A 20,481-nucleotide genomic window follows, 5' to 3' on the forward strand; every position below is an offset into this window, starting at 1 on the left:
CCTATGAAGGCTCTGTCCTTCTACTTTTTTATTTGCTTTTACTTGCTCTTCTGTCCAACATGTATTGTAGCTCTACAATCAGTCCATAGGATAGCCGAAGGATAGAATTGACATGCAAAGAAAAGCATGCTATAATATCCTGGCATAAATGGACGCTGTTTGCCGCCGGGTAAACAATCAAGCATTGATCTTCCGTATCGTTAGGCCATAGAAGATACGGAAGTCAATGCTTTTGTTTTGTCAGAAGAGCGGGGATTAGGTATCAGGCTGGAAAGGGATGAATCGCTATGTTTCGAGAAATGCGCAGGAACGGGCAAGAGCTGCCCTTGGAAGAATGTACAGCTATCTTAAATCGGGGGACTTCTGGTGTACTGGCCCTTTCGGGGGATGACAATTATCCGTATGCGGTGCCGGTCAGTTATGCCTACGATGGCTATAAGTTGTACTTCCATTGTGCAAAAAGCGGCCATAAGATCGATGCCATCCGGCGAAACGCGAAAGCGTCTTTTTGCGTGATTGACCAGGACCTCGTTGTGCCGGAAGAATATACTTCCTATTTTCGGAGCATCATTGCCTTTGGAACGATTCGCATTCTGGAGGACAGCCAGGAAAAGCGGGAGGCTATCGAAAAGCTCGCGGTCAAATATGCGCCAGATGACAATGATGCCCACCGTCAGGCGGCCATTGACCGGGATTGGGTTCCTTTATGTATGCTGGAAATGACCATCGAGCATATGACCGGAAAAGAAGCGAAAGAACTTATAAAAGAAAAACAGCAAAGGAACAAATCTTGCTGATGAACCCGCCGGGGTTTTTCTTGTGCAATAGGCCTGCGTAGCACAACGTGGGCCTTTATTTTTTATGGAGGTTATCCGGAATGGTGAAAACAAATTGTTTTAAAGAATTCGCAAAATATGTATCGTTGAATGTGATGGGGATGATCGGCCTATCGTGTTATATATTGGCCGACACATATTTTGTATCGCAGGGGCTTGGCACATACGGGCTTACAGCTTTGAACCTCGCAATCCCCATATACAGTTTTATCCATGGCAGCGGTCTGATGATCGGCATGGGAGGAGGTACAAGATATTCCATTCAAAGAAGCCAACGGGATCAGCAGTCTGCTAACCGTACCTTCACCAATGCGGTTTACCTTGCGGCCCTATTTGCTGTGTTGTTCGTATCGATAGGAGTTTTCTTTTCAGGGACAATTGTAACGCTGTTTGGAGCTGATGAGCATGTTTATGCGATGTCAAAAACCTATTTGCAGGTCATTCTCCTATTTGCACCTGCTTTTTTGATGAATAATGTATTGCTGTGCTTTGTCCGTAACGACGGGGCGCCACAGCTTTCAATGGCCGCGATGATTGGCGGAAGCCTCTCCAATGTCGTGTTGGATTGGGTGTTTATTTTCCCTTGCCAAATGGGAATCTTTGGGGCGGCTTTTGCAACCGGCCTTGCCCCGATCATTAGTATGATGATCCTGTCCCCTCATTTTATCAGAAAGAACAATCAGTTTCACTTTGCAAAGTGTATGCCCGAAATACGGCGGTTTGTAAGGATTTTGTCCAGCGGTGTTCCATCGTTGGTGACGGAAGTCTCGTCCGGTATCGTTATCATTGTATTTAACTCGATCCTATTGAACTTGGCAGGAAATGTTGGCGTGGCGGCATATGGTGTGATTGCAAATCTATCTTTGGTCATTATTGCCATCTATACAGGGATTGCGCAAGGCATTCAACCAATTATCAGCAGCAATTACGGAGCCAAAAATACCCGAAATATCAAGTTGATCCTAAAATATGCCATGACAACCATGCTGATCCTTTCGGTTTTGATTTACGTGACCGTATTTTTGGGAGCTTCACAAATTGCAGGCATCTTTAACAGCGAAGGGGACGCTGTGTTGCAAAACATTGCCACAGAGGGGATGCGGCTCTACTTTACCGCCTGCCCGTTCGCAGGGTTTAATATCCTAATTTCGATCTGCTTTACTTCTACAGAGCACCTACGCCCTGCACATATGATTTCCCTGTTGCGTGGTTTTTTGCTCATTATCCCAATGGCGTTTTTGCTTTCCTGGCTTGCGAATATTTACGGTGTTTGGTGTGCTTTCCCAACGACAGAACTGCTGGTTGCGGCAATAGGGTTGCTATTTTACATTGCTATTCAGAAAAAGCAGAAGTTGGCCAACATCTGAGAAGAATTATAAATGCGCTCGTTTCTAAAGTCATAAGATGCAGTGGAAACCACATAGAAGTGCACGTTCCCACCGGAGGAATGGCAATGTTGTAAGATAGAAGGTAAGTCATGAATTGCCCAACCAATTGCTAACAATATAAACGCACTGCGTCCAACGGAATTTGCAGGTTCCGTTGGACGCAGTGCGTTTGTGCCATATTTTTTCCAATGTAGATTTACGTTTTTTGGCGTCCCCCGGTGTAAGGGGAAAGCGAAGGCAACGCGCCCGAGGATGGGTGGGTTCCGTTGGTTAGAAATCCTTGTGTGTGTAAATTGCCTTGGAAATGAAATAGGAGGGGAAAAGCAGTAGGATACCAAAGACAGGAAACAGTGCTAACATATTCATGATGGTTGCTTCGTCCACGGAGGCGATGGCGGGCAATTGGCCTTGGAGCAAGACTGCAAGGCAGGTAGGTATAAAAACCAAAACCATGAAAATGATGCGGGAACGTTCAGCGCCAAAACGGTATGTCAGTGGCAGCAAGACGGCATTCATACAGCACGCCAAGCCAACAGATGCTAGAAAGGTAAGGGTGACTTCCAGGGACCATGTTTCGCTGCGGATGAGTAAGGCAACAACTGCAGCGATGGCAGAAAAGGCGGCCCCGATCGCAATCAGGATCGAAGAGGAAAGGTATTTAGACAGGACAATACGCCGCTTAGCCGGTGGGGTACATAGTACGTATACATCCCATTTGGCTGTGTCGTCGAGGGCAAACGTACCCAGGATGAGAATCGAAAAGGCGATTGGTATCATAGCCATCCCAGCGGAAGCGCCCATACTCGCGCTGAAAACAATCACCAGGAATGCGAGAATCAGCATAGTGGTTCCCATACTCCTTTTTATCAGCAGAAGATCCTTTTGAATCAAACCGATCATCATTTTTCCCCCTTCACATGAAATAGCATGATTTCTTCCAGGCTAGCGTTGTCGACCAAAAGCTCCGGATAGAGGTGGCGAACGGCGGCTTTGTTGTTGACCAGTATTTCGCAGCCAAAAGGCCCTGTGCGCTGTTTGACAATCCATTTAGGGTCGATGCGTTTTCGCTCGCTTGCGTTGCACTTTACAATGCCATGGCTATCCAGTAGGTCGTCTTTCACGCCGCTGAATACCAGCCTTCCTTGGTGTAGGAAGGTGACATAGTCGGCAATCTTTTCCAAGTCTCCGGTAATGTGAGAGGACATTAGGATCGTGCGTTCCTCGTCTTGGATAAAGTCAAAAAAGATGGAGAGAATTTCGTCACGGACCACTGGATCAAGGCCGCTGGTAGGTTCATCCAACAGCAAGAGCTTGGGATGATGTGCAAGTGCAGAAGCAATAGAAAGCTTCACCTTCATGCCGCGCGAATAAGTTTTGATCGGTTTATCCGCGGGCAATTGGAAGCGTCTGAGGTATTGCTGGAACAGGTTATCGTCCCATTTTTGGTATAGGCTTCGTAGGATTTTTGCAATGTCGGCCGGTGAAAACAATTCGTGGAAATGGTTTTCGTCGAACACGACACCAATTTGTTGCTTAATCGCTCCTTCATCACGGATATTGTCCAGTCCAAAGAGCTTTATAGTTCCTGCGTCTCTCCGCATCAAATTTAAGATTAATTTCAAAGTAGTGGTTTTTCCAGCGCCATTTTCACCAATTAGCCCCATAACGCTGCCATAAGGAACTTTGAAGTTCAGATGATCCAGAGAAAATTCACTGGCGTCATAGCGTTTTGTTAGGTCTTGTACTTCTAAGCAAAGCTTTTCCATAGAATCACTCAGTCCTCTCCATATAAAATGAGCAGGGATTCCTGCAATTCTTCCAATGAAATGCCATAGTTTTTAGCACTTTCTACTGCCTTTGCAAGGGAGTCCTCAACGATGCGGCGTTGTTGTTCCCGCAGAAGGTCGGGGTTTTTGGCTGCTACAAAGCTTCCTTTTCCCACCACGGTACATAAAAATCCCTCCCGCTCCAATTCTTCATAGGCCCGCTTGGTTGTGATAACACTGATGCGCAGCTCTTTTGCAAGAAGCCGCATCGAGGGAAGAGCCTCGCCGTCCTGAAGGGCGCCGTTCAGAATGAGGTTCTTAATCTGCGTGACCAATTGTTCGTAGATGGGAATGCCGCTCGAATTGCTGATATGGATTTCCACGCGACCCCTTCTTTCTGTTATATTGTATATGTACTATATATACAATATAACACGAAGGGGCGTTTGTCAAGGGGGAAAATGCATATTCCCTTTTTTCCAACAGGAAAGGATAAAAAGCTTCCCAAATTCAATCTTTTGGTATATAATAAGAACATAATTTCTATTGATCAGGAAAAGGAGAAGATTGCTATGATTACGCAGGAAAGAGTTTTGGAAATTTTAAAAGAGGCCGGCGTACTGCTGGAAGGCCATTTCCGCCTGACTTCTGGACGTCACAGCAATAAGTATTTGCAGTGTGCAAAAATATTCCGTAACACAAAATATAGCGAAGAACTCTGTGGCGCGCTGGCGGAGCAGTATCAGAACGATGGCGTAGAAGTCGTGATCGGGCCGGCGATGGGCGCGGTTCAGATGGCATATGAGGTAAGCCGCCCGCTCAAGTGCGAGAACTATTTCACCGAACGGGACGAAGAGGGGAAAATGGCCCTGCGCCGTGGGTTTGTTGTGAACCCGGGCATGAAAGTCCTAATTGTGGAGGATGTGGTGACCACAGGTGGTTCGGTTCGCGAGGTCATTGATTTGGTGAAGGCTGCTGGCGGCGTCGTGGTTGGCGTCGGGTCGATTGTGGACCGCACGGGCGGGAAGATCGACTTTGGCGTACCATTTAAGTCCGTCATTTCTATGGAAGTGGAGTCCTGGGAGCCGCAGGATTGCCCGCTTTGCAAAGCAGGTGCTGGCGAGCCAGTTAAGCCCGGAAGCCGGAAAGTCTGAGTAGCAATATCGATATCTTCCGATCTCATAAAAAGTGGCAAGACCGGCATGTTGTCCGGTATGTTATGAATCGGCCAGCGGAATGGAACCTGGTTTAAAATCGAATGAGAGGGAGAAAAGAGGGGCAATATATGGAAGCAGAGAAGAAGCGGAAACCGAGTTCTAAAAATATCCATGACGGACATCGGGACCGGATGCGGGAACGGTTCCTAAAATCCGGCTTTGAAGCTTTTGCCCCTCATGAAAAAATTGAATATCTACTCTTTGCCTGTAACCCGCGGGGAGATACAAACCCTTTGGCGCATGAGTTGATCCGGCGGTTTGGCTCTTTTTCCGGAGTGCTGGATGCACCGTATGAGGAGCTGCTTGAGGTCGACGGCGTGGGGCCAGTTGCGGCTGCCTTTTTAAAGATGCTGCCACAGGCGTTTCGCTGCTACGAAATGGACCGGGAGTCAGGGCGCGTCCGTATGTACGATTACCAGGATATGGCGCGCTACCTGATGAAACGATATGTGGGCCTTTCTCAAGAAGTGGTGGTCTTGATGCTTTTGGATAGCTCTGACCGCGTGATTTATTGTGACATCGTCAGCGCGGGAACCGCTGTGACGACCAACATTTATATACAGGACATTGTAGCGTTGGCCGCCCGTTACCGGGCGGTCTATGCGGTGTTGTCGCACAATCATCCTAGCGGCAGTGCCCTGCCGAGTCCGCAAGATCTCCACATCACCTCGCGCGTTTTTGATGCCCTGAAAGAGATTGAAGTCTTGTTGATTGACCATATTATTATTGCCGGACGGGACTTTACCTCTCTGAAAGAAAGCGGCATTATGGCCCACCTGTTTTCAGATGAGAGACAACCGCGGGTATCCCTTCGGGCGGCGGACAGCGTGCGGGAAGGGAAAGAGCGAACCAATACCAAATAGGAGCAGAAATATGGATTTTAAATTGGTTTCGAAATATCGACCGACGGGAGACCAGCCGAAAGCGATCGGCCAATTGGTGGAAGGGCTGCTTCATGGTGATAAGGAGCAGACGCTGCTGGGAGTTACGGGCTCCGGAAAGACCTTTACGATGGCCAACGTGATCGAACGGGTCAACCGTCCAACGCTGGTGCTGGCGCACAACAAGACGCTCGCTGCACAGCTGTGCTCGGAGTTCCGGGAGTTTTTTCCGGAAAATGCGGTTGAATATTTTGTCTCCTATTACGATTATTATCAGCCAGAGGCGTATATCGCCACAACCGATACGTATATCGAAAAGGATTCCGCCATCAATGATGAGATCGATAAACTCCGCCATTCTGCGACGTCAGCGTTGTCCGAGCGCCGCGATGTAATCATTGTGGCTAGCGTATCCTGCATTTATAGTTTGGGCGATCCAATTGATTACCGCACAATGGTAATTTCTTTGCGCCCAGGGATGCAGAAAAGCCGGGATGACCTTCTGCGGAAGTTGGTGGAAATCCAATACGAGCGAAACGATATCAATTTTATCCGCAACAAGTTCCGTGTGCGGGGCGACGTCGTTGAGATTTTTCCCGCGCAGTCGAATGACACCGTCATCCGTGTGGAATTTTTCGGGGACGAAATTGACCGGATTACGGAGATCAATGCCCTGACAGGAGAGTTTAGGGCGGAATTAAAGCACGTTGCCATCTATCCGGCATCGCACTATATTGTGCCGCGTGAGAAGATGCAGCGCGCAGTGAAAGAAATTGAAGCCGAGATGGAAGAGCGCGTGAAATTCTTTGAAGCGAATGGAAAGCTGATCGAGGCCCAGCGCATCCGGGAACGCACGCAGTACGATATGGAGATGCTCTCGGAAATCGGCTTCTGCAAAGGCATTGAAAACTATTCCCGCGTGCTTTCTGGGCGTGCGCCGGGAAGCCAGCCCTGCACTCTGCTGGACTATTTTCCGGAGGACTTTCTACTCTTTGTGGACGAGTCCCATGTCACGCTGCCACAGGTGCGCTCTATGTATGCAGGGGATCGGGCGCGCAAGCAATCGTTGATCGACTATGGATTCCGGTTGCCCTCCGCGTATGACAACCGGCCGTTGAATTTCGATGAATTCTATGCTCATGTCAACCAGGCGATCTTTGTCAGTGCCACACCGGGGGATTTTGAAAAGGAAAAATCCGCTCAGATCGTCGAGCAGGTGATCCGCCCGACCGGGCTTGTAGATCCTGAGATTATCGTAAAGCCGACAGAGGGCCAGATCGACGACTTGATTTCCGAAATCAATCTCCGCACAGCGAATCATGAGCGCGTACTGGTGACGACCTTGACCAAAAAAATGGCGGAGGATCTTTCCGCCTATTTGGAAAATGCAGGGATTCGTGTGCGTTATATGCACCACGACATTGACACGGTGGAGCGCATGGAGATCATCCGGGATTTGCGCCTCGGTGAATACGACGTTTTGGTGGGGATCAATTTGCTCCGTGAAGGTCTGGATATCCCAGAGGTGTCGCTTGTAGCGATTTTGGATGCCGATAAGGAGGGCTTCCTGCGTTCAGAGCGCTCCTTGATCCAGACAATCGGCCGTGCGGCGCGCAATGCCAAGGGGCAGGTCATTATGTATGCGGATTCCGTGACGCCTTCAATGGAAATGGCAATCCGCGAAACGGAACGCCGCCGTGCGATTCAGATGAAATATAATGAAGAGCACGGCATTGTGCCAAAGACCATTGTGAAAAAGGTCAGTGAAGTCCTGGAAATTTCCACACATAAGGACGACGCGAAACCAAAGAAAGGAAAGCGCTTGACAGCAGCAGAGCGGAAACAGCAGATTGAACAGCTGACGCGCGAGATGAAGGCGGCAGCTAAATTGCTGGAATTCGAACATGCGGCATATCTGCGCGATAAGATTAAAGCCCTGCAATCCGGCAAATAGTGCGTAATGGAAAGGAATCGCTATGGTAGCAAAAAATATTTTTATAAAGGGTGCGCGGGAGCACAACCTCAAAAACATCGATATTGAAATTCCACGCGATGAGCTGATCGTTTTTACAGGACTTTCCGGTTCCGGAAAGTCCTCCCTTGCGTTTGACACGATCTATGCAGAAGGGCAGCGCCGCTATGTTGAGTCGCTCTCCTCCTATGCGCGCCAATTTTTGGGACAGATGGAGAAACCGGACGTGGACTACATCGAAGGGCTGTCCCCCGCGATTTCCATCGATCAGAAGACTACCTCGAAGAACCCGCGCTCCACGGTTGGGACGGTGACGGAAATTTACGACTATCTGCGCTTGCTTTATGCCCGGATCGGCGTGCCCCATTGCCCTATTTGCGGCCGGGAGATCAAGCAACAGACGGTCGATCAGATCGTCGACCAGGTGCTCCGCATGGAGGAGGGGACTAAAATCCAGGTGCTCGCCCCAGTGGTGCGTGCGCGGAAAGGGGAGCACGTGAAGGAGTTTGAGGCCGCACGCAAAGGCGGATTTGTACGTGTACGTGTGGATGGAATCCTTTACGATCTTTCTGAGACCATTAAATTAAAAAAGAACAACAAACATACGATCGAAATTGTGGTGGACCGCCTGGTAATTAAGCCTGGAATCCATTCCCGCCTAGCGGATTCGATTGAAACAGCGGCCTCCCTGGCTGGGGGAATTGTGGTCATCAGCACACCGGAGAAAGATTATACCTTCAGTCAAAACTACGCTTGCCCAGAGCACGGCGCAAGTATCGAAGAGCTGACCCCCCGGATGTTCTCCTTTAATAACCCGTATGGGGCCTGCCCCAAATGTACCGGATTGGGGGTCTTTATGAAGATCGACCCGGACTTGGTGTTGCCGAATAAAGCCCTGTCCATCAACCAGGGCGGGATAAAGGGCAGCGGCTGGGCAATGGAGGGCAGCACCATTGCCACGATGTATATGCATGCGTTGGCAAAGCACTATCATTTTTCCTTGGATACGCCGATTGAGGAACTTCCGCCAGAAGTGATTGATATTTTGCTCTATGGGACCAAGGGTGAGAAGATCAAATTGGAACGCCGCAACGAATATGGTAGCGGAACCTATATGACGGAGTTTGAAGGGATTATCAACAATTTGGAGCGCCGTTTCCGGGAGACGCAGAGCAGCTGGATCAAAGAAGAAATCGAAACCTATATGAGTGCGATTCCCTGTGACGCTTGCCATGGCAAGCGCCTTTCCCCGATGAGCCTGGCGGTGACTGTGGGCGGCATCAATATCGCCGATCTCTGCGAAAAATCGGTTGCACAGGCTTTGGATTTCGTCAACCATTTGGAGCTCAGCGCACGCGACACCATGATCGCGGCAGCTATTCTCAAGGAGATCAAGAGCCGCTTGGGATTTTTGCAGAGCGTGGGATTGGAATACTTGACGCTTTCCCGTTCTTCCGGGACGCTTTCCGGAGGCGAGAGCCAGCGTATCCGCTTGGCAACCCAAATCGGTTCCTCTTTGACGGGGGTATTGTATATTCTGGATGAGCCAAGCATCGGCCTGCACCAGCGCGATAATGATAAGCTATTGGGGACATTAAAACATTTGCGCGACCTTGGGAACACCGTCATCGTCGTTGAGCATGATGAAGACACCATGCGCGCAGCGGACCACATTGTGGACATTGGGCCAGGAGCAGGAATCCATGGCGGCGAGGTGGTCTTTAATGGAAAGCCCTCAGAGATTGTGGATTGTGCGCAATCCATCACTGGGCAATATCTCAGCGGGCAAAAAAAAGTAGAAGTGCCGGAGAAACGCCGCAAAGGGAATGGGAAAAAGCTACGGATCATCGGTGCCGCACAAAATAATTTGAAAAACGTTTCGGTGGATATTCCGCTTGGAAAATTTGTCTGTGTTACCGGGGTGTCCGGTTCAGGCAAATCCTCTCTAATCAATGAGATCTTATATAAATATCTGGCCTCCAATTTGAATGGAGCCAAATGCCGCCCCGGGGCGTTTAAACAGATTAAAGGGATCGAGGCGCTGGACAAGGTGATCGAAATCAACCAGGCCCCAATTGGGCGGACGCCGCGTTCCAACCCGGCCACGTATACGGGTGTCTTTACCGACATTCGGGAGCTCTATGCTTCGACGCAGGATGCAAAACTGCGCGGCTTTACGTCCGGACGCTTTTCCTTTAATGTCAAGGGAGGCCGCTGTGAGGCATGCCAAGGCGACGGCATCATCAAGATTGAGATGCATTTTTTGCCGGATGTCTATGTCCCCTGTGATGTGTGTAAGGGAAAGCGCTATAACCGTGAAACATTGGAGATCAAATATAAAGGCAAGAGCATCTATGATGTCTTGGAAATGACAGTCGAGGAAGGCTTGGAGTTTTTCTCCAGTCTTCCGCGGATTGCGCGCAAGCTCCAGACCCTTCAGGATGTCGGGTTGGGCTATGTCAAGATCGGCCAGCCTGCTACGACTCTCTCCGGAGGAGAAGCACAGCGCGTGAAGCTGGCCACAGAGCTGAGCAAACGTTCCACTGGACGGACCATTTATATTCTCGATGAACCCACGACCGGCCTGCATATTGCGGATGTCCATAAGCTGATCGATGTGCTGCAGAAACTGGTGGATGCGGGGAATACGGTGGTTGTGATTGAACACAACCTTGATCTCATCAAGACAGCGGATCATATTATTGATTTGGGGCCGGAAGGCGGAGACAACGGCGGGACCATTGTTGCAACTGGGACACCGGAGGAGGTTGCAAACATGGAAGGCTCCTATACAGGGCAGTACCTGAAAAAAGTGTTAGCAAGGGAATAAGCCTATTTTTATATGTAAATTAGCAGGCTCTGTGTGCCGGATTGGCGACACAGGGCCTATTTTCTATTTTAAGGGAAAAGTAAGTTTAACATCAAGAAATTTGGCTAATTTTGGGGAATATTATGGTATAATAAAACTATAATGCTTATATTGATGGGAGGTGTGTTCAATGCTTGCAATGTTATTATTGTTAATTGATTCAGAGGAAGATCAGCGGAAATTTGAAGAATTGTACCATCGATATAAACAGCTCATGTTTCATGTATCTAGAGACTATTTTCATACGGAATCTGCCGTAGAAGATGCTGTCCAGGAGGCTTTTATCCGCATTATCAAAAATTTTTCGAAAATAGGAGAAATAAATTGTCCCCAAACGAAACATTTTATCGTTATAGTAGTTAGAAGCACTTGTATTGATTTACTACGGACTGGGAAAGGAGAGGGGGTGGCAATTCCTTGGGAAGATGTTCCGGAGGTAGAAGCTCCGGAGAATCTCAGGCCGGGTGCAAAATTAGAAGAGAAAGAAGCGTATGGCCAGCTTGTGGATGTGCTTCGCTCTCTTCCACAGACCTACCGGGATGTGATGACCTTACGGCATTTACAAAAATTGCCGCTCAATCAAATTTCCAGCATTACGGGTTTTTCCGTTGATTATGTAAAGAAAATTTTACAGAGAGGAAAGAAAAAACTTGAGAAAGCGCTGGAGGAAATGGAGGGAATATGATCCATTTAAGCGACGAGCTTTTAGAGAGAGCTCTTGCAGAAATTAGACAAGAAGAGTTAAATAATTTGCCGTCGGATGAAGAACTTAAAAATAAATACAGCATTCCAAAACGATTTGATCGAAAAATCCTTCATTTAATCCGTGATGAACGCCGCTCACCATGGATGCGTAACCTGACGCACTATGCAAAGCGTGTGGCTGTGTTTTTCCTCGCTCTATTGATTGCTGCAGGTACCACGATTATGACGGTCAGCGCAGCACGAGAGTGGTTCTTTAAAGTGATATCGCAAGTGTTCCCAACACATACACAGATTGACTTTACCCCTGCTGAATCCCTACAGGAGGAAATACCCTTTGTGGCGCATGCTCCGGAGTATATACCAGATGGCTATACGATGGACGGGGAACCCTTTATTCGGGAGCCGAACCGCCTTGTGCGCATTGCGTACAGAAATGAGGACGGTGGATTGATTCGGTTCAACCAGATGTTTAAAGGTGGGACGAAAGTTGACACAGAAGATGCTTATACAGAGACGTTCCAGCTGAACGGACATGACGCCTTGTATATCCAAAAAGGGGAAACCCAGATGTTATATGGGTATCTTGATAATGCACTATTCTTTTTGTATGTCCGTGACCCTGATCTCACAAAGGATGATGTGCTTGCAATCGCACAGAGCATTGCACCCATAGATGGATAAGGGGTTGTTTCTGGGGCTACGTTTTCTTAAAAAATTCGATCTTTCTTCAGAAAACGTTCACATTCATACCGTATACTAAAGACAATCCAATAAGGGATATAAAATTGTTTGCAAGTTTCTTTTTCATAAATTCTTCCTCTAAAAAGCCGCCCTGTGTTTGCAGGGCGGCTTTTCCATGCGAAAAGGAAATTTTGAAAGTTACAAGCAGGGGGTTTGACACATTCTCACAAAAGCATTACACTGAACATATATAGCAAAATGGAAAGGGAGATACAGATGGGAAAAATTTGGTGTATATATTTTAGTCCGTCAGGAACGACCAAAGTGGTTATGGAGCGGATTGCCGCTAAGATGGACGGAGAAAAACATACATGGGATCTGCTGAAGGAGCCGGATGTAACACCCAAAACATTGCAACCGGAAGATGTGCTTCTGGTTGGTGTACCGGTATTTTCAGGGCGTATCCCCACCCCATGTATCCCTATGCTACAATCCCTAAAAGGGGCCCAGACGCCGGCGATCGCAGTTGCGGTTTATGGAAACCGTGATTATGACGACGCTTTATTGGAATTGAAGAATATGCTTGAGGAGCAGGCATTTTGGGTTATCGGTGCAGCAGCAGTGGTCGCGCAGCATTCGATCTTTACAAAGGTCGCTGCGGGGCGCCCGGATGCGGAGGATCTCGAAAAATTGGATCTATTTTCCGCGGGATGTATCGAGCGGTTACAGAGCGGCCGGATGAATTGGAAAGAATTACAGGTTAAGGGGAATAAACCCTACCGGGAGATCTCAAATGTTCCCATGAAGCCTTCCGCAGATACAACTTGTACGTCGTGTGGCCTTTGTGCACGGCTCTGCCCAGTTCATGCGATTGATCCGGCCAATCCAAGGAAGACCGATCAAACACGCTGCATCTCCTGTACGGCTTGTATTGCCGCCTGCCCACAGGGGGCCAGGCATTTTCCAAAACTTATGTTTGTTCCGGCGAGCGTGGCCTTTGAAAAAAAGTGTGCAATCCGTCGTGAACCAGAATGGTTCTTATAAGGAGAAGAGTTTATACGCCTAAGTCACCAGCCATAGGTTCCTTTGTGGGATGTTGGTTGCCTCTCCTATGAGAAAAAGTTACTGCATAAAAGCACGGAAGTCTTGAACCGAATCCGTGAAATCGGACAATAGACAAAACGCCCCCTGATGTAGGAAAATAGAAGTACTACATCAGGGGGGATGTTATGGGGAGAAAATGGGAAAAGGGAAAATCTTCTTCCAGTTGTCCAGGATTGTAGGCGAAAGAAAAAGTTGGAAAAGAAATAGCGAAAGAATTGGGTTTGCAGAGTAAACAAGTAGGAAAAGATCTACTCTGCCATACACGGCGCGAGCAATGCGGGGGTGCTTATGGCTATCGCTGGATGTGGTTGTGGCGGAAACGTCAAAACATTTACAAAAATCCAAAGTGCTTTGTATCACGCAAAAAGTATAATCGGCTGTCCGGAATGCGGCGGCATAGGAAATGGGTTCAGATGGGCCAGCAATACATCCATACAAGAATCGATGAAGCGGCAGTTTTGGGCGGGGAAAGCCAACACCAAATTTTGCAGCCATGAGCGCATTCAACTAAAAATTGGAGTGGCGCCGCTGCCGCTGCGCCACTCCGCTTAGAGCTTTATTTTCCTACACCAACTGGCTGGGCGCTTTTGGCTGTCCGTGTAGTTCAGAGCAGTTCTATCTCTTCCAAAGGCGCTTTTATACTTATTCTACTCTAGAAATCAGTTGGCAATATACGTAAACATTTTGGATCTTTTTGGCTTCATTCCCCTTATCAGTTCGGATAATAGGCTGCGTTTCCGAAGGAGTCACATAGAGCTTAAATACAATACCTTCCTGCCCTAGATGCATGTCCCGGATACGCTTATATTGGAAATCGCGTTTTTTAATACCAAGATAATCAAAAATAATTTCCTCGATATCCAAGTTTGAGAAGCATTTTAAAATGTCCTCCTGCGGATGCAACTCAATAATTGCTTTGGCCTCTTCGAATGTGACATCGGTACACTTGAAGGTTCCGTGATTTACAACGGTCATCATTGTGTTGTTATCCAGCAACAAGAGTGGGTTGGACGACATAACGCAACACTCCTTTTCCTATTCATGTCTGTTAAAAATAGTATACGTGTTTTTGAGGATATTGTCAATAAAAGTTGAAAAGATGCCTTTATGAATTATATGGATAATTTATAATTATTTTTATGGCACAAACGTGTGCAAATGATGGTTCTCTATACATAACGATTCCCATCTTCCACATACTATAGAGATCAAAGAACCGGGAGGCGGGAAATTTGAAGAAGGAAACACTTTCCTCGAAATATGAAGATAACCGTCAGATTCTAAATGAGCGGCTCCGGCTATCCGAAAATTTTGATCTGATTGGAAGGGAAATTCGCGTGGCGGGAAGGAGAGCGGTCCTCTATTTTATTGATGGCTTTACCAAGGATGATATCATGGAAAAGCTAATGGAATATCTTATGGCCTTAAAATCGGAAGATCTGGAAGGGATCGATACTTCCCAAGAATTCGCGAATGCATTTATCCCTTATGTGGAAGTAGATTGCGAAGAGTGCTGCGACAAAATTACAACAGGAATTTTGTCTGGGACTATTTGCCTGCTAGTACAGGGGTTTAATCAGGCGATGATGATCGACGCACGGACTTACCCGGCAAGAGGGGTGAGCGAGCCGGATGACGACCGTGTTCTGCGCGGTTCACGGGATGGGTTTGTAGAGACGTTGGTCAATAACACGGCGCTAATCCGCCGCCGAATCCGAGATCCAGATCTGACGATGGAGATCGTGCAGGTTGGGACCAAGTCCAAGACCGACATTGTGCTTTGCTATATGGCACACATGGTTGATTCAGGAATATTGGACACTGTGCGGAAAAAGTTGGAGCAGGTGCAAATTCATGCCTTGACTATGAATCAGGAAAGCCTGGCGGAATGCTTGGTCAAACCCAAATGGTACAATCCATTTCCAAAGGTGCGCTATTCGGAGCGGCCGGATGCAGCGGCGGCAAGCATTTTGGAAGGGAACATTGTCATTTTGGTGGACAATTCCCCATCTGCTATGGTCTTACCAACCTCCATTTTTGATTTTATACAAGATACAAACGATTACTATTTTCCTCCCCTCATCGGGACCTACTTACGTACGGTTCGCATAATTGTGTTCCTTTTGACGCTCATCCTCACCCCAACTTGGTATCTCTTAGAATGCAACCCGCAATGGATACCAGAGTGGTTGGGGTTTATCCGTATAGAAGAACCCAATGGGGTGCCGATTGTTGCGCAGTTGCTGCTTATTGAATTTATTATTGATGGCTTAAAATTGGCATCGTTAAATACGCCCAGTGTTTTGAGCAATTCATTCAGTGTGGTGGGAGCACTGGTATTAGGCGATTTTGCGGTACAAGCGAAGTGGTTTGTCCCAGAAGTGGTGCTTTTTATGGCATTTGTCTCGATTGCAAACTTTACGCAGCCAAGCTTTGAACTGGGATATGCCTTTAAACTATTTCGCGTTTTAATATTAATATTGACAGCCATATGGAATGTATGGGGATATATCGCGGGATTAGTGCTTATGTTTGTAGCGCTTATTTCTAGTAAGACAATTTCAGGGAGAGGCTATCTGTATCCAGTCATCCCCTTTAATGCGCAGGCCCTTTCCCGTCTATTGGTGCGCAGGAGAATCAGTAATCACAACACATAAAAGAATGAAAAAGCGCGGCCAAACGGTCGCGCTTAAAAGAAAGGAGGGCATGAAGTAAAATGAATAAAATCCTACCATATATAGAAACCTCTGGGAACATCCGAAAGAGTTGTCGCGCAATTTTTCGGATGTCGGAAGAGGAATTGCTGATGGTCTGTCGAGTCTATGGACCGGTATTCCGTCCGTCCATAGACTGTAACAGCTTTTTTCAATGTCTATAGTATACAAGTGGATTGTGTACGAGGTTTGAATGAAGTGCGAAACCTCCGTTAAGAATCATGGACGAACTTATGAATAAATCTTGCAATCCCTGGCAAAAGGCGTTTTGCCAAGCAAGAGATAAAAAAAGAAGCCGCTCCAGCAGCATTTTACTGGAACGGCTATGCCCGCAAAGAGAAAGGGCGCCCTTATTATAACAAATCCCCAGCAAAGACTGCAATGGAAATTTGTGGCTTCTGCTGGTAGTTTTTCTAAGCTACCAGCAAAATGGAGGTTCTTGCGGAGAGATGGGTCAGGAAGTGGCACCCAAACGTATGACGGTCAAAGTGCTGTCGCTGAAGATAAACCCTGCATCATCGACAAAAACTTGCAGCGTTTTGGGGGCAGATGTCACTTGGAATGATACGTGGAAAGATACGGTATCAACCTCACGGGAAGAAGAGAAGGTGTGGCTAGCAACGGCGCCAGGAACTGGTTGGCCACCCTGATAGAGATGAACGGAAACTGGCGCAGGTATAGAGATACCCGGAGCCGCCTTGATTGTTGAATGGAAGGCGGCTTGATAGATCCCAGGCTGATTGATTTGTACCTGAGAGGAACAAGGGGAATGGGAAATTGCCAAGCCGACAACCAAGGGCGTCTCTTGGAATATGAGCGCTTCCCCTTTGGTAGTGATCTGTTGGGTGCCATTCAACGCGGTAAGGACATCCGGTACATCATTTTTTCCAGACAAGCCCCGTGGGATGACAAAATCAAATACGGCATTTTCCGGCGTTCCAGAGTTGGTGACAGCGGCATTGCTGCCAGGCTCCCCAGAAGTAACACTTCCAACGGCAATAGTGGCAGCGGCTCCGGGTGCTCCAGTGGATCCAGATGGCCCTGTCGCTCCGGTAGCCCCTGTTGGCCCGCTCGGTCCAGTGGGGCCGGATGGCCCGGTAGCCCCTGTTGGCCCGCTCGGTCCAGTAGGGCCGGATGGCCCGGTAGCCCCTGTTGGCCCGCTCGGTCCAGTGGGGCCGGATGGCCCGGTAGCCCCTGTTGGCCCGCTCGGTCCAGTAGGGCCGGATGGCCCGGTAGCCCCCGTTGGCCCGCTCGGTCCAGTAGGGCCGGATGGCCCGGTAGCCCCTGTTGGCCCAGTAGGTCCCGAAGGTCCAGTAGCCCCAGTTGGTCCGGTACTTCCAGTAGGCCCAGTTAAACCACGAGGCCCTTCAAGTCCCTGCACCCCCTGGATTCCCTGCGGCCCAGTGGGTCCAGTTGGACCGCGTTCTCCGGTCGGCCCGGTTGGGCCGGTGGCGCCAGTTGGGCCAGTAGGTCCTGGTATTGAGCAAGGGACGCAGCAGGGTGGAGGAGGACAACAAGGCGGTGGACAACAGGAGGGATTGCAGCATGCATGATGGAGCTCTTCGTTTGGATAAATTTTCATGCTCTTTACCTCCGAGCAAAGATTTGGAATATTCCAAATACATCTTATGCCGGGGAGCATGGAGTGGACACAAAAAACCGCGCCGGAAAACCTCCCGGCGCGGTTTTCAGATCAACTTAGATTTAAGAGCTGACCTTTGCTTTGGCTACCTGCTTATCAATATATTCCTGTAACGGACGTTCTTTCAGATTGATGGTCATCTTTGTCGAGTCAGATTTATGCAACGACATAATCACCGCAGTTCGATCGTCGGATTTGGTAGAGGTGATGTCGAAGGTACCGTCTGCATTGTCTGGCTTTACAAAGCAGACCGTGCAATAATAGTCATCCTTCAGATACTGTCCAGCGGTTGCTTCCGAAAGATCGTTGAGTTCCTTATTGGATAAATTCGTAGGATCTTTGGTCACAACGAACATGGCGCGATTCCCATAGATGCGCTTGTACACGCCATCTTGGAAAGTAAAGTTCTCGTCCGTTTGGGTGTATTTTTTCGAATTTGCACCTTGACCGGCATTGGTATTGTCAACCGTTGGTGTGGTCGACGAGGGATCGGTCGAAGTTGCATCCTCACCGGATTCATCGGTAGGGGTGGTAGGTTCCGCCTCAGAAGAAGACTCTACTTCAGAGGAGGACTCCGATACCGAGGAAGACGACTCCATTTGAGAGGAAGAAGAACCTTCATCGGAGGTGGTACAAGCAAACAACGTACATGTAAGGGCTGCAATCATGATGACAGCAATCCATTTTTTCATCATATTCCTTCACTCCTTGAAAAAATTTTAACTCATGATAGCACGCGCTAAATAGCAAGTCAACTGGGGGTTATTGGTTCAATAGAGAAAATGGGACGCTCGTTTCTAAAAGGATGCCCGGTTTTCCTAGAAAAATTCGATAATTGTAAAAAAAGTGAAAACAAGTGAAATTGCGTATTATAGAACACATTTGTTTCTAATTAGAAATAAATGCGGAATCTTACAGGTTTCTTACGTTTGCCTTAAAAGACTTTAAAATCGCCCCGATCGTGCTTCTTTTTGTGGTATACTCCGTTTGTATTTGACAAAGTAGGTCAGATAGATAGGAGGAGTTTGAGATTCATGTGGAACTTAGAAAATCGTGCGGCTTTCCGTGCATGTGTCACAGACCTTTTAAACAACCCGGAAGTACAAAAGATGAGAGAGATCCGGCAGCATGTGCAGGATGCCAATTGTTTGCAGCATTGCCTGTTTGTAGCATATTTAAGTTTTTTGTTCTGCCGGAAATTTCATTTGGATGCTGCTTCGGCGGCGCGCGGCGGTTTGCTGCATGATCTATATTTGTATGATTGGAGGACACACGAGGGGCATCACATGACGATGCATCCGATCACTGCGCTGGTAAATGCCACGCATCTCTTTACCCTAAATGACAAGGAAAAGGATATTATCGTGAAACATATGTGGCCACTGACCCCTGCACTTCCCAAATACGCAGAAAGTTTTGTCGTCAGTACAGCGGACAAGCTGTGCGCATTGGCGGAAATTTTCCATATTTATCGTTGGCTGCGGGTAGGGGAACATTTGGATTTCCAGCCCAACAAACATGCCAAAGCGCTTTGACCGGCGATGAACAGTTCTTTTCAAAGGACATAACCGGAATGGCTGGTAGACGTGCGGGGAATGTGCTATAATCATCACAAAGTTTTGTTTTTTTGGAATCCCGTTTGGATGGTTTAGGAGCCCTTTGGGGTGAAGAAACCACGTGTGATGAATTTGGAGGACGGATCATGCAGGAGATTGAGAGAAAATTTCTAATCGAAGAATTTCCAGACTTGCCGCTGTTGGAAGAAGCGGAGGCCTTTCAGGGGTATTTATCTGTGGAGCCGGTTGTCCGAATCCGCAAAAAGGTCTCAAAAGAAAAGACCAGCTACGTGCTCTGCTTCAAGGGAAAGGGACGGCTTTGCCGGAAAGAAATTGAGCTGGATCTGCCAAAGGAGACGTTTGATGAGCTGGAAGAGCTTTTGGAAATTCCCATGATCCGCAAAGAGTACCGCGTCTATGCGCTGGGGGATGGACGCCGGTTGGAATGCAGCTGGGTGGATCGCGGAGAACCGACGGCCTTCCTCTATGCGGAAGTGGAATTTCCTTCGGTGGAAGAGGCGCTGGCGTTCCAGCCTCCGGAATGGCTGTCCAATGAGGTGACAGAGGACTCTTATTACAGCATGAGCCAGTATTGGATGCGAAAAAAGGCGTCCCTACTGGGAAAATAAAAGATTTTGTTAGTTGACGGGCACCGGCGAGACGGATGCCCGTTTGCTTTTGAATCTCTATGCACTGCCTGGGATTCTCTGCATATTTTGGAAGTATGAAAAATCCAGGGAGATCGCTTCGGACTTTCGAAGGGAGGAACATCCACATGGTTGATGGAAAATACAGCATCGTCATGCAAACACCCATGGGGCCGGTGAATGGAACGTTGACACTTAAGACCGACGGGGAGCGTCTCAGCGGCATACTGGAGGCGATGGGCGGCCGGCATCCGTTTACGGGCGGCACGGTGCGGGGGGATGAATGCACCTTTACCAGCGTGTTCCAAACGCCGTTGGGCAAAATACAGCTTTCCGTCAAAGGGTTGATTCAAGGGGATGCTTTCCGTGCGACTGCCCGTACACAGATGGGGGTTATCACGGCTCTGGGGAAGCGCGTGCATTCCGGCGGCCAAAGGAAGGGATAAATTTTTAAATGTCCTAGGCAATGCCATTGTCAAGCAAACATGAGTTTGTTATAATAA

General features: G+C 48.2%; 20 protein-coding genes and 1 pseudogene. 14 read left to right on the forward strand and 7 right to left on the reverse strand.

Annotation, left to right across the window (positions count from 1 at the left end):
• The first annotated feature begins 287 nt into the window (after positions 1 to 287).
• On the forward strand, positions 288 to 797 hold the full coding sequence (locus I2E77_RS06960) for a pyridoxamine 5'-phosphate oxidase family protein (protein ID WP_087229083.1): 510 nt from the start codon (positions 288 to 290) through the stop codon (positions 795 to 797).
• A gap of 80 nt (positions 798 to 877) precedes the next feature.
• Positions 878 to 2,203 (forward strand): MATE family efflux transporter, encoded by a 1,326-nt coding sequence (locus I2E77_RS06965; protein WP_191362518.1) that lies wholly within the window; start codon positions 878 to 880, stop codon positions 2,201 to 2,203.
• A gap of 291 nt (positions 2,204 to 2,494) precedes the next feature.
• Here the strand turns inward: I2E77_RS06965 and I2E77_RS06970 are convergent, their stop codons facing one another.
• Genes I2E77_RS06970 through I2E77_RS06980 form a run of 3 tightly spaced genes read right to left on the reverse strand, consistent with a single transcriptional unit; the run spans position 2,495 to position 4,373 of the window.
• Complete coding sequence (locus I2E77_RS06970) at positions 2,495 to 3,124, reverse strand: ABC-2 transporter permease (RefSeq protein WP_172749486.1); 630 nt, start codon at positions 3,122 to 3,124, stop codon at positions 2,495 to 2,497.
• Positions 3,124 to 3,990: an ABC transporter ATP-binding protein gene (locus I2E77_RS06975; protein ID WP_195450917.1), complete on the reverse strand. Its 867-nt coding sequence runs from the start codon at positions 3,988 to 3,990 to the stop codon at positions 3,124 to 3,126. Before I2E77_RS06975 ends, I2E77_RS06970 begins: the two co-directional genes overlap by 1 nt.
• Before the next feature lie 8 nt (positions 3,991 to 3,998).
• Entirely contained in the window at positions 3,999 to 4,373 is a 375-nt protein-coding gene (locus tag I2E77_RS06980; protein ID WP_087229071.1) for a GntR family transcriptional regulator, read from the reverse strand.
• Positions 4,374 to 4,562: 189 nt separating this feature from the next.
• On the opposite strand from I2E77_RS06980, the gene pyrE reads away from it, so the two are divergent.
• The 8 genes from pyrE to I2E77_RS07020 all read left to right on the forward strand — a co-directional run bounded on the left by pyrE (position 4,563) and on the right by I2E77_RS07020 (position 13,971).
• Positions 4,563 to 5,144, forward strand: a complete 582-nt coding sequence (gene pyrE, locus I2E77_RS06985; RefSeq protein ID WP_191362464.1) for an orotate phosphoribosyltransferase — start codon at positions 4,563 to 4,565, stop codon at positions 5,142 to 5,144.
• A gap of 131 nt (positions 5,145 to 5,275) precedes the next feature.
• Entirely contained in the window at positions 5,276 to 6,070 is a 795-nt protein-coding gene (locus tag I2E77_RS06990) for a JAB domain-containing protein (protein ID WP_195450918.1), read from the forward strand.
• Between the two features lie 10 nt (positions 6,071 to 6,080).
• Positions 6,081 to 8,042, forward strand: a complete 1,962-nt coding sequence (uvrB, locus tag I2E77_RS06995) for an excinuclease ABC subunit UvrB (protein WP_087229065.1) — start codon at positions 6,081 to 6,083, stop codon at positions 8,040 to 8,042.
• A 22-nt stretch (positions 8,043 to 8,064) separates the two neighbouring features.
• Positions 8,065 to 10,890 (forward strand): excinuclease ABC subunit UvrA, encoded by a 2,826-nt coding sequence (gene uvrA / locus I2E77_RS07000; RefSeq protein WP_087229062.1) that lies wholly within the window; start codon positions 8,065 to 8,067, stop codon positions 10,888 to 10,890.
• A gap of 169 nt (positions 10,891 to 11,059) precedes the next feature.
• The gene (locus tag I2E77_RS07005; RefSeq protein WP_087229059.1) at positions 11,060 to 11,614 is read left to right on the forward strand and encodes an RNA polymerase sigma factor; all 555 of its coding nucleotides are present in this window, start codon (positions 11,060 to 11,062) and stop codon (positions 11,612 to 11,614) included.
• A complete protein-coding gene (locus I2E77_RS07010; RefSeq protein ID WP_087229056.1) occupies positions 11,611 to 12,315 on the forward strand; it encodes a DUF4367 domain-containing protein in 705 nt (234 codons plus the stop codon). The genes I2E77_RS07005 and I2E77_RS07010 overlap by 4 nt, the downstream gene beginning before the upstream one ends.
• A 276-nt stretch (positions 12,316 to 12,591) precedes the next feature.
• The gene (locus I2E77_RS07015) at positions 12,592 to 13,359 is read left to right on the forward strand and encodes an EFR1 family ferrodoxin (protein WP_279323486.1); all 768 of its coding nucleotides are present in this window, start codon (positions 12,592 to 12,594) and stop codon (positions 13,357 to 13,359) included.
• A gap of 348 nt (positions 13,360 to 13,707) precedes the next feature.
• A complete protein-coding gene (locus I2E77_RS07020; RefSeq protein WP_195450920.1) occupies positions 13,708 to 13,971 on the forward strand; it encodes a hypothetical protein in 264 nt (87 codons plus the stop codon).
• 90 nt (positions 13,972 to 14,061) lie between these two features.
• Here the strand turns inward: I2E77_RS07020 and I2E77_RS07025 are convergent, their stop codons facing one another.
• Positions 14,062 to 14,436, reverse strand: coding sequence for a hypothetical protein (locus I2E77_RS07025; protein ID WP_087229051.1), 375 nt, complete (start codon positions 14,434 to 14,436; stop codon positions 14,062 to 14,064).
• A 215-nt stretch (positions 14,437 to 14,651) separates the two neighbouring features.
• On the opposite strand from I2E77_RS07025, the gene I2E77_RS07030 reads away from it, so the two are divergent.
• Positions 14,652 to 16,076: a spore germination protein gene (locus tag I2E77_RS07030; protein ID WP_195450921.1), complete on the forward strand. Its 1,425-nt coding sequence runs from the start codon at positions 14,652 to 14,654 to the stop codon at positions 16,074 to 16,076.
• A 511-nt stretch (positions 16,077 to 16,587) separates the two neighbouring features.
• Here I2E77_RS07030 and I2E77_RS13915 read toward each other — a convergent pair.
• From I2E77_RS13915 to I2E77_RS07040, 3 genes and pseudogenes are all read right to left on the reverse strand, one after another.
• Complete coding sequence (locus I2E77_RS13915; protein ID WP_191521137.1) at positions 16,588 to 17,028, reverse strand: hypothetical protein; 441 nt, start codon at positions 17,026 to 17,028, stop codon at positions 16,588 to 16,590.
• Between the two features lie 36 nt (positions 17,029 to 17,064).
• A pseudogene (locus tag I2E77_RS14270) lies at positions 17,065 to 17,607 on the reverse strand (hypothetical protein); the annotation flags it as partial.
• A 230-nt stretch (positions 17,608 to 17,837) separates the two neighbouring features.
• Positions 17,838 to 18,470, reverse strand: coding sequence for a hypothetical protein (locus I2E77_RS07040; RefSeq protein WP_087229042.1), 633 nt, complete (start codon positions 18,468 to 18,470; stop codon positions 17,838 to 17,840).
• A 339-nt stretch (positions 18,471 to 18,809) separates the two neighbouring features.
• Between I2E77_RS07040 and I2E77_RS07045 the strand changes: the two genes are divergently transcribed.
• From I2E77_RS07045 to I2E77_RS07055, 3 genes are all read left to right on the forward strand, one after another.
• Positions 18,810 to 19,310 (forward strand): HD family phosphohydrolase, encoded by a 501-nt coding sequence (locus tag I2E77_RS07045; RefSeq protein WP_191395552.1) that lies wholly within the window; start codon positions 18,810 to 18,812, stop codon positions 19,308 to 19,310.
• Positions 19,311 to 19,477: 167 nt separating this feature from the next.
• Positions 19,478 to 19,960, forward strand: coding sequence for a hypothetical protein (locus tag I2E77_RS07050; protein WP_191395551.1), 483 nt, complete (start codon positions 19,478 to 19,480; stop codon positions 19,958 to 19,960).
• A 146-nt stretch (positions 19,961 to 20,106) separates the two neighbouring features.
• Entirely contained in the window at positions 20,107 to 20,424 is a 318-nt protein-coding gene (locus I2E77_RS07055) for a hypothetical protein (RefSeq protein WP_087229039.1), read from the forward strand.
• The last annotated feature ends 57 nt before the right edge of the window (positions 20,425 to 20,481 follow it).

Origin of the sequence: Anaeromassilibacillus sp. 1001302B_160321_C8 (assembly GCF_015554745.1) — a bacterium.
Lineage (GTDB): Bacteria > Bacillota > Clostridia > Oscillospirales > Acutalibacteraceae > Anaeromassilibacillus > Anaeromassilibacillus stercoravium.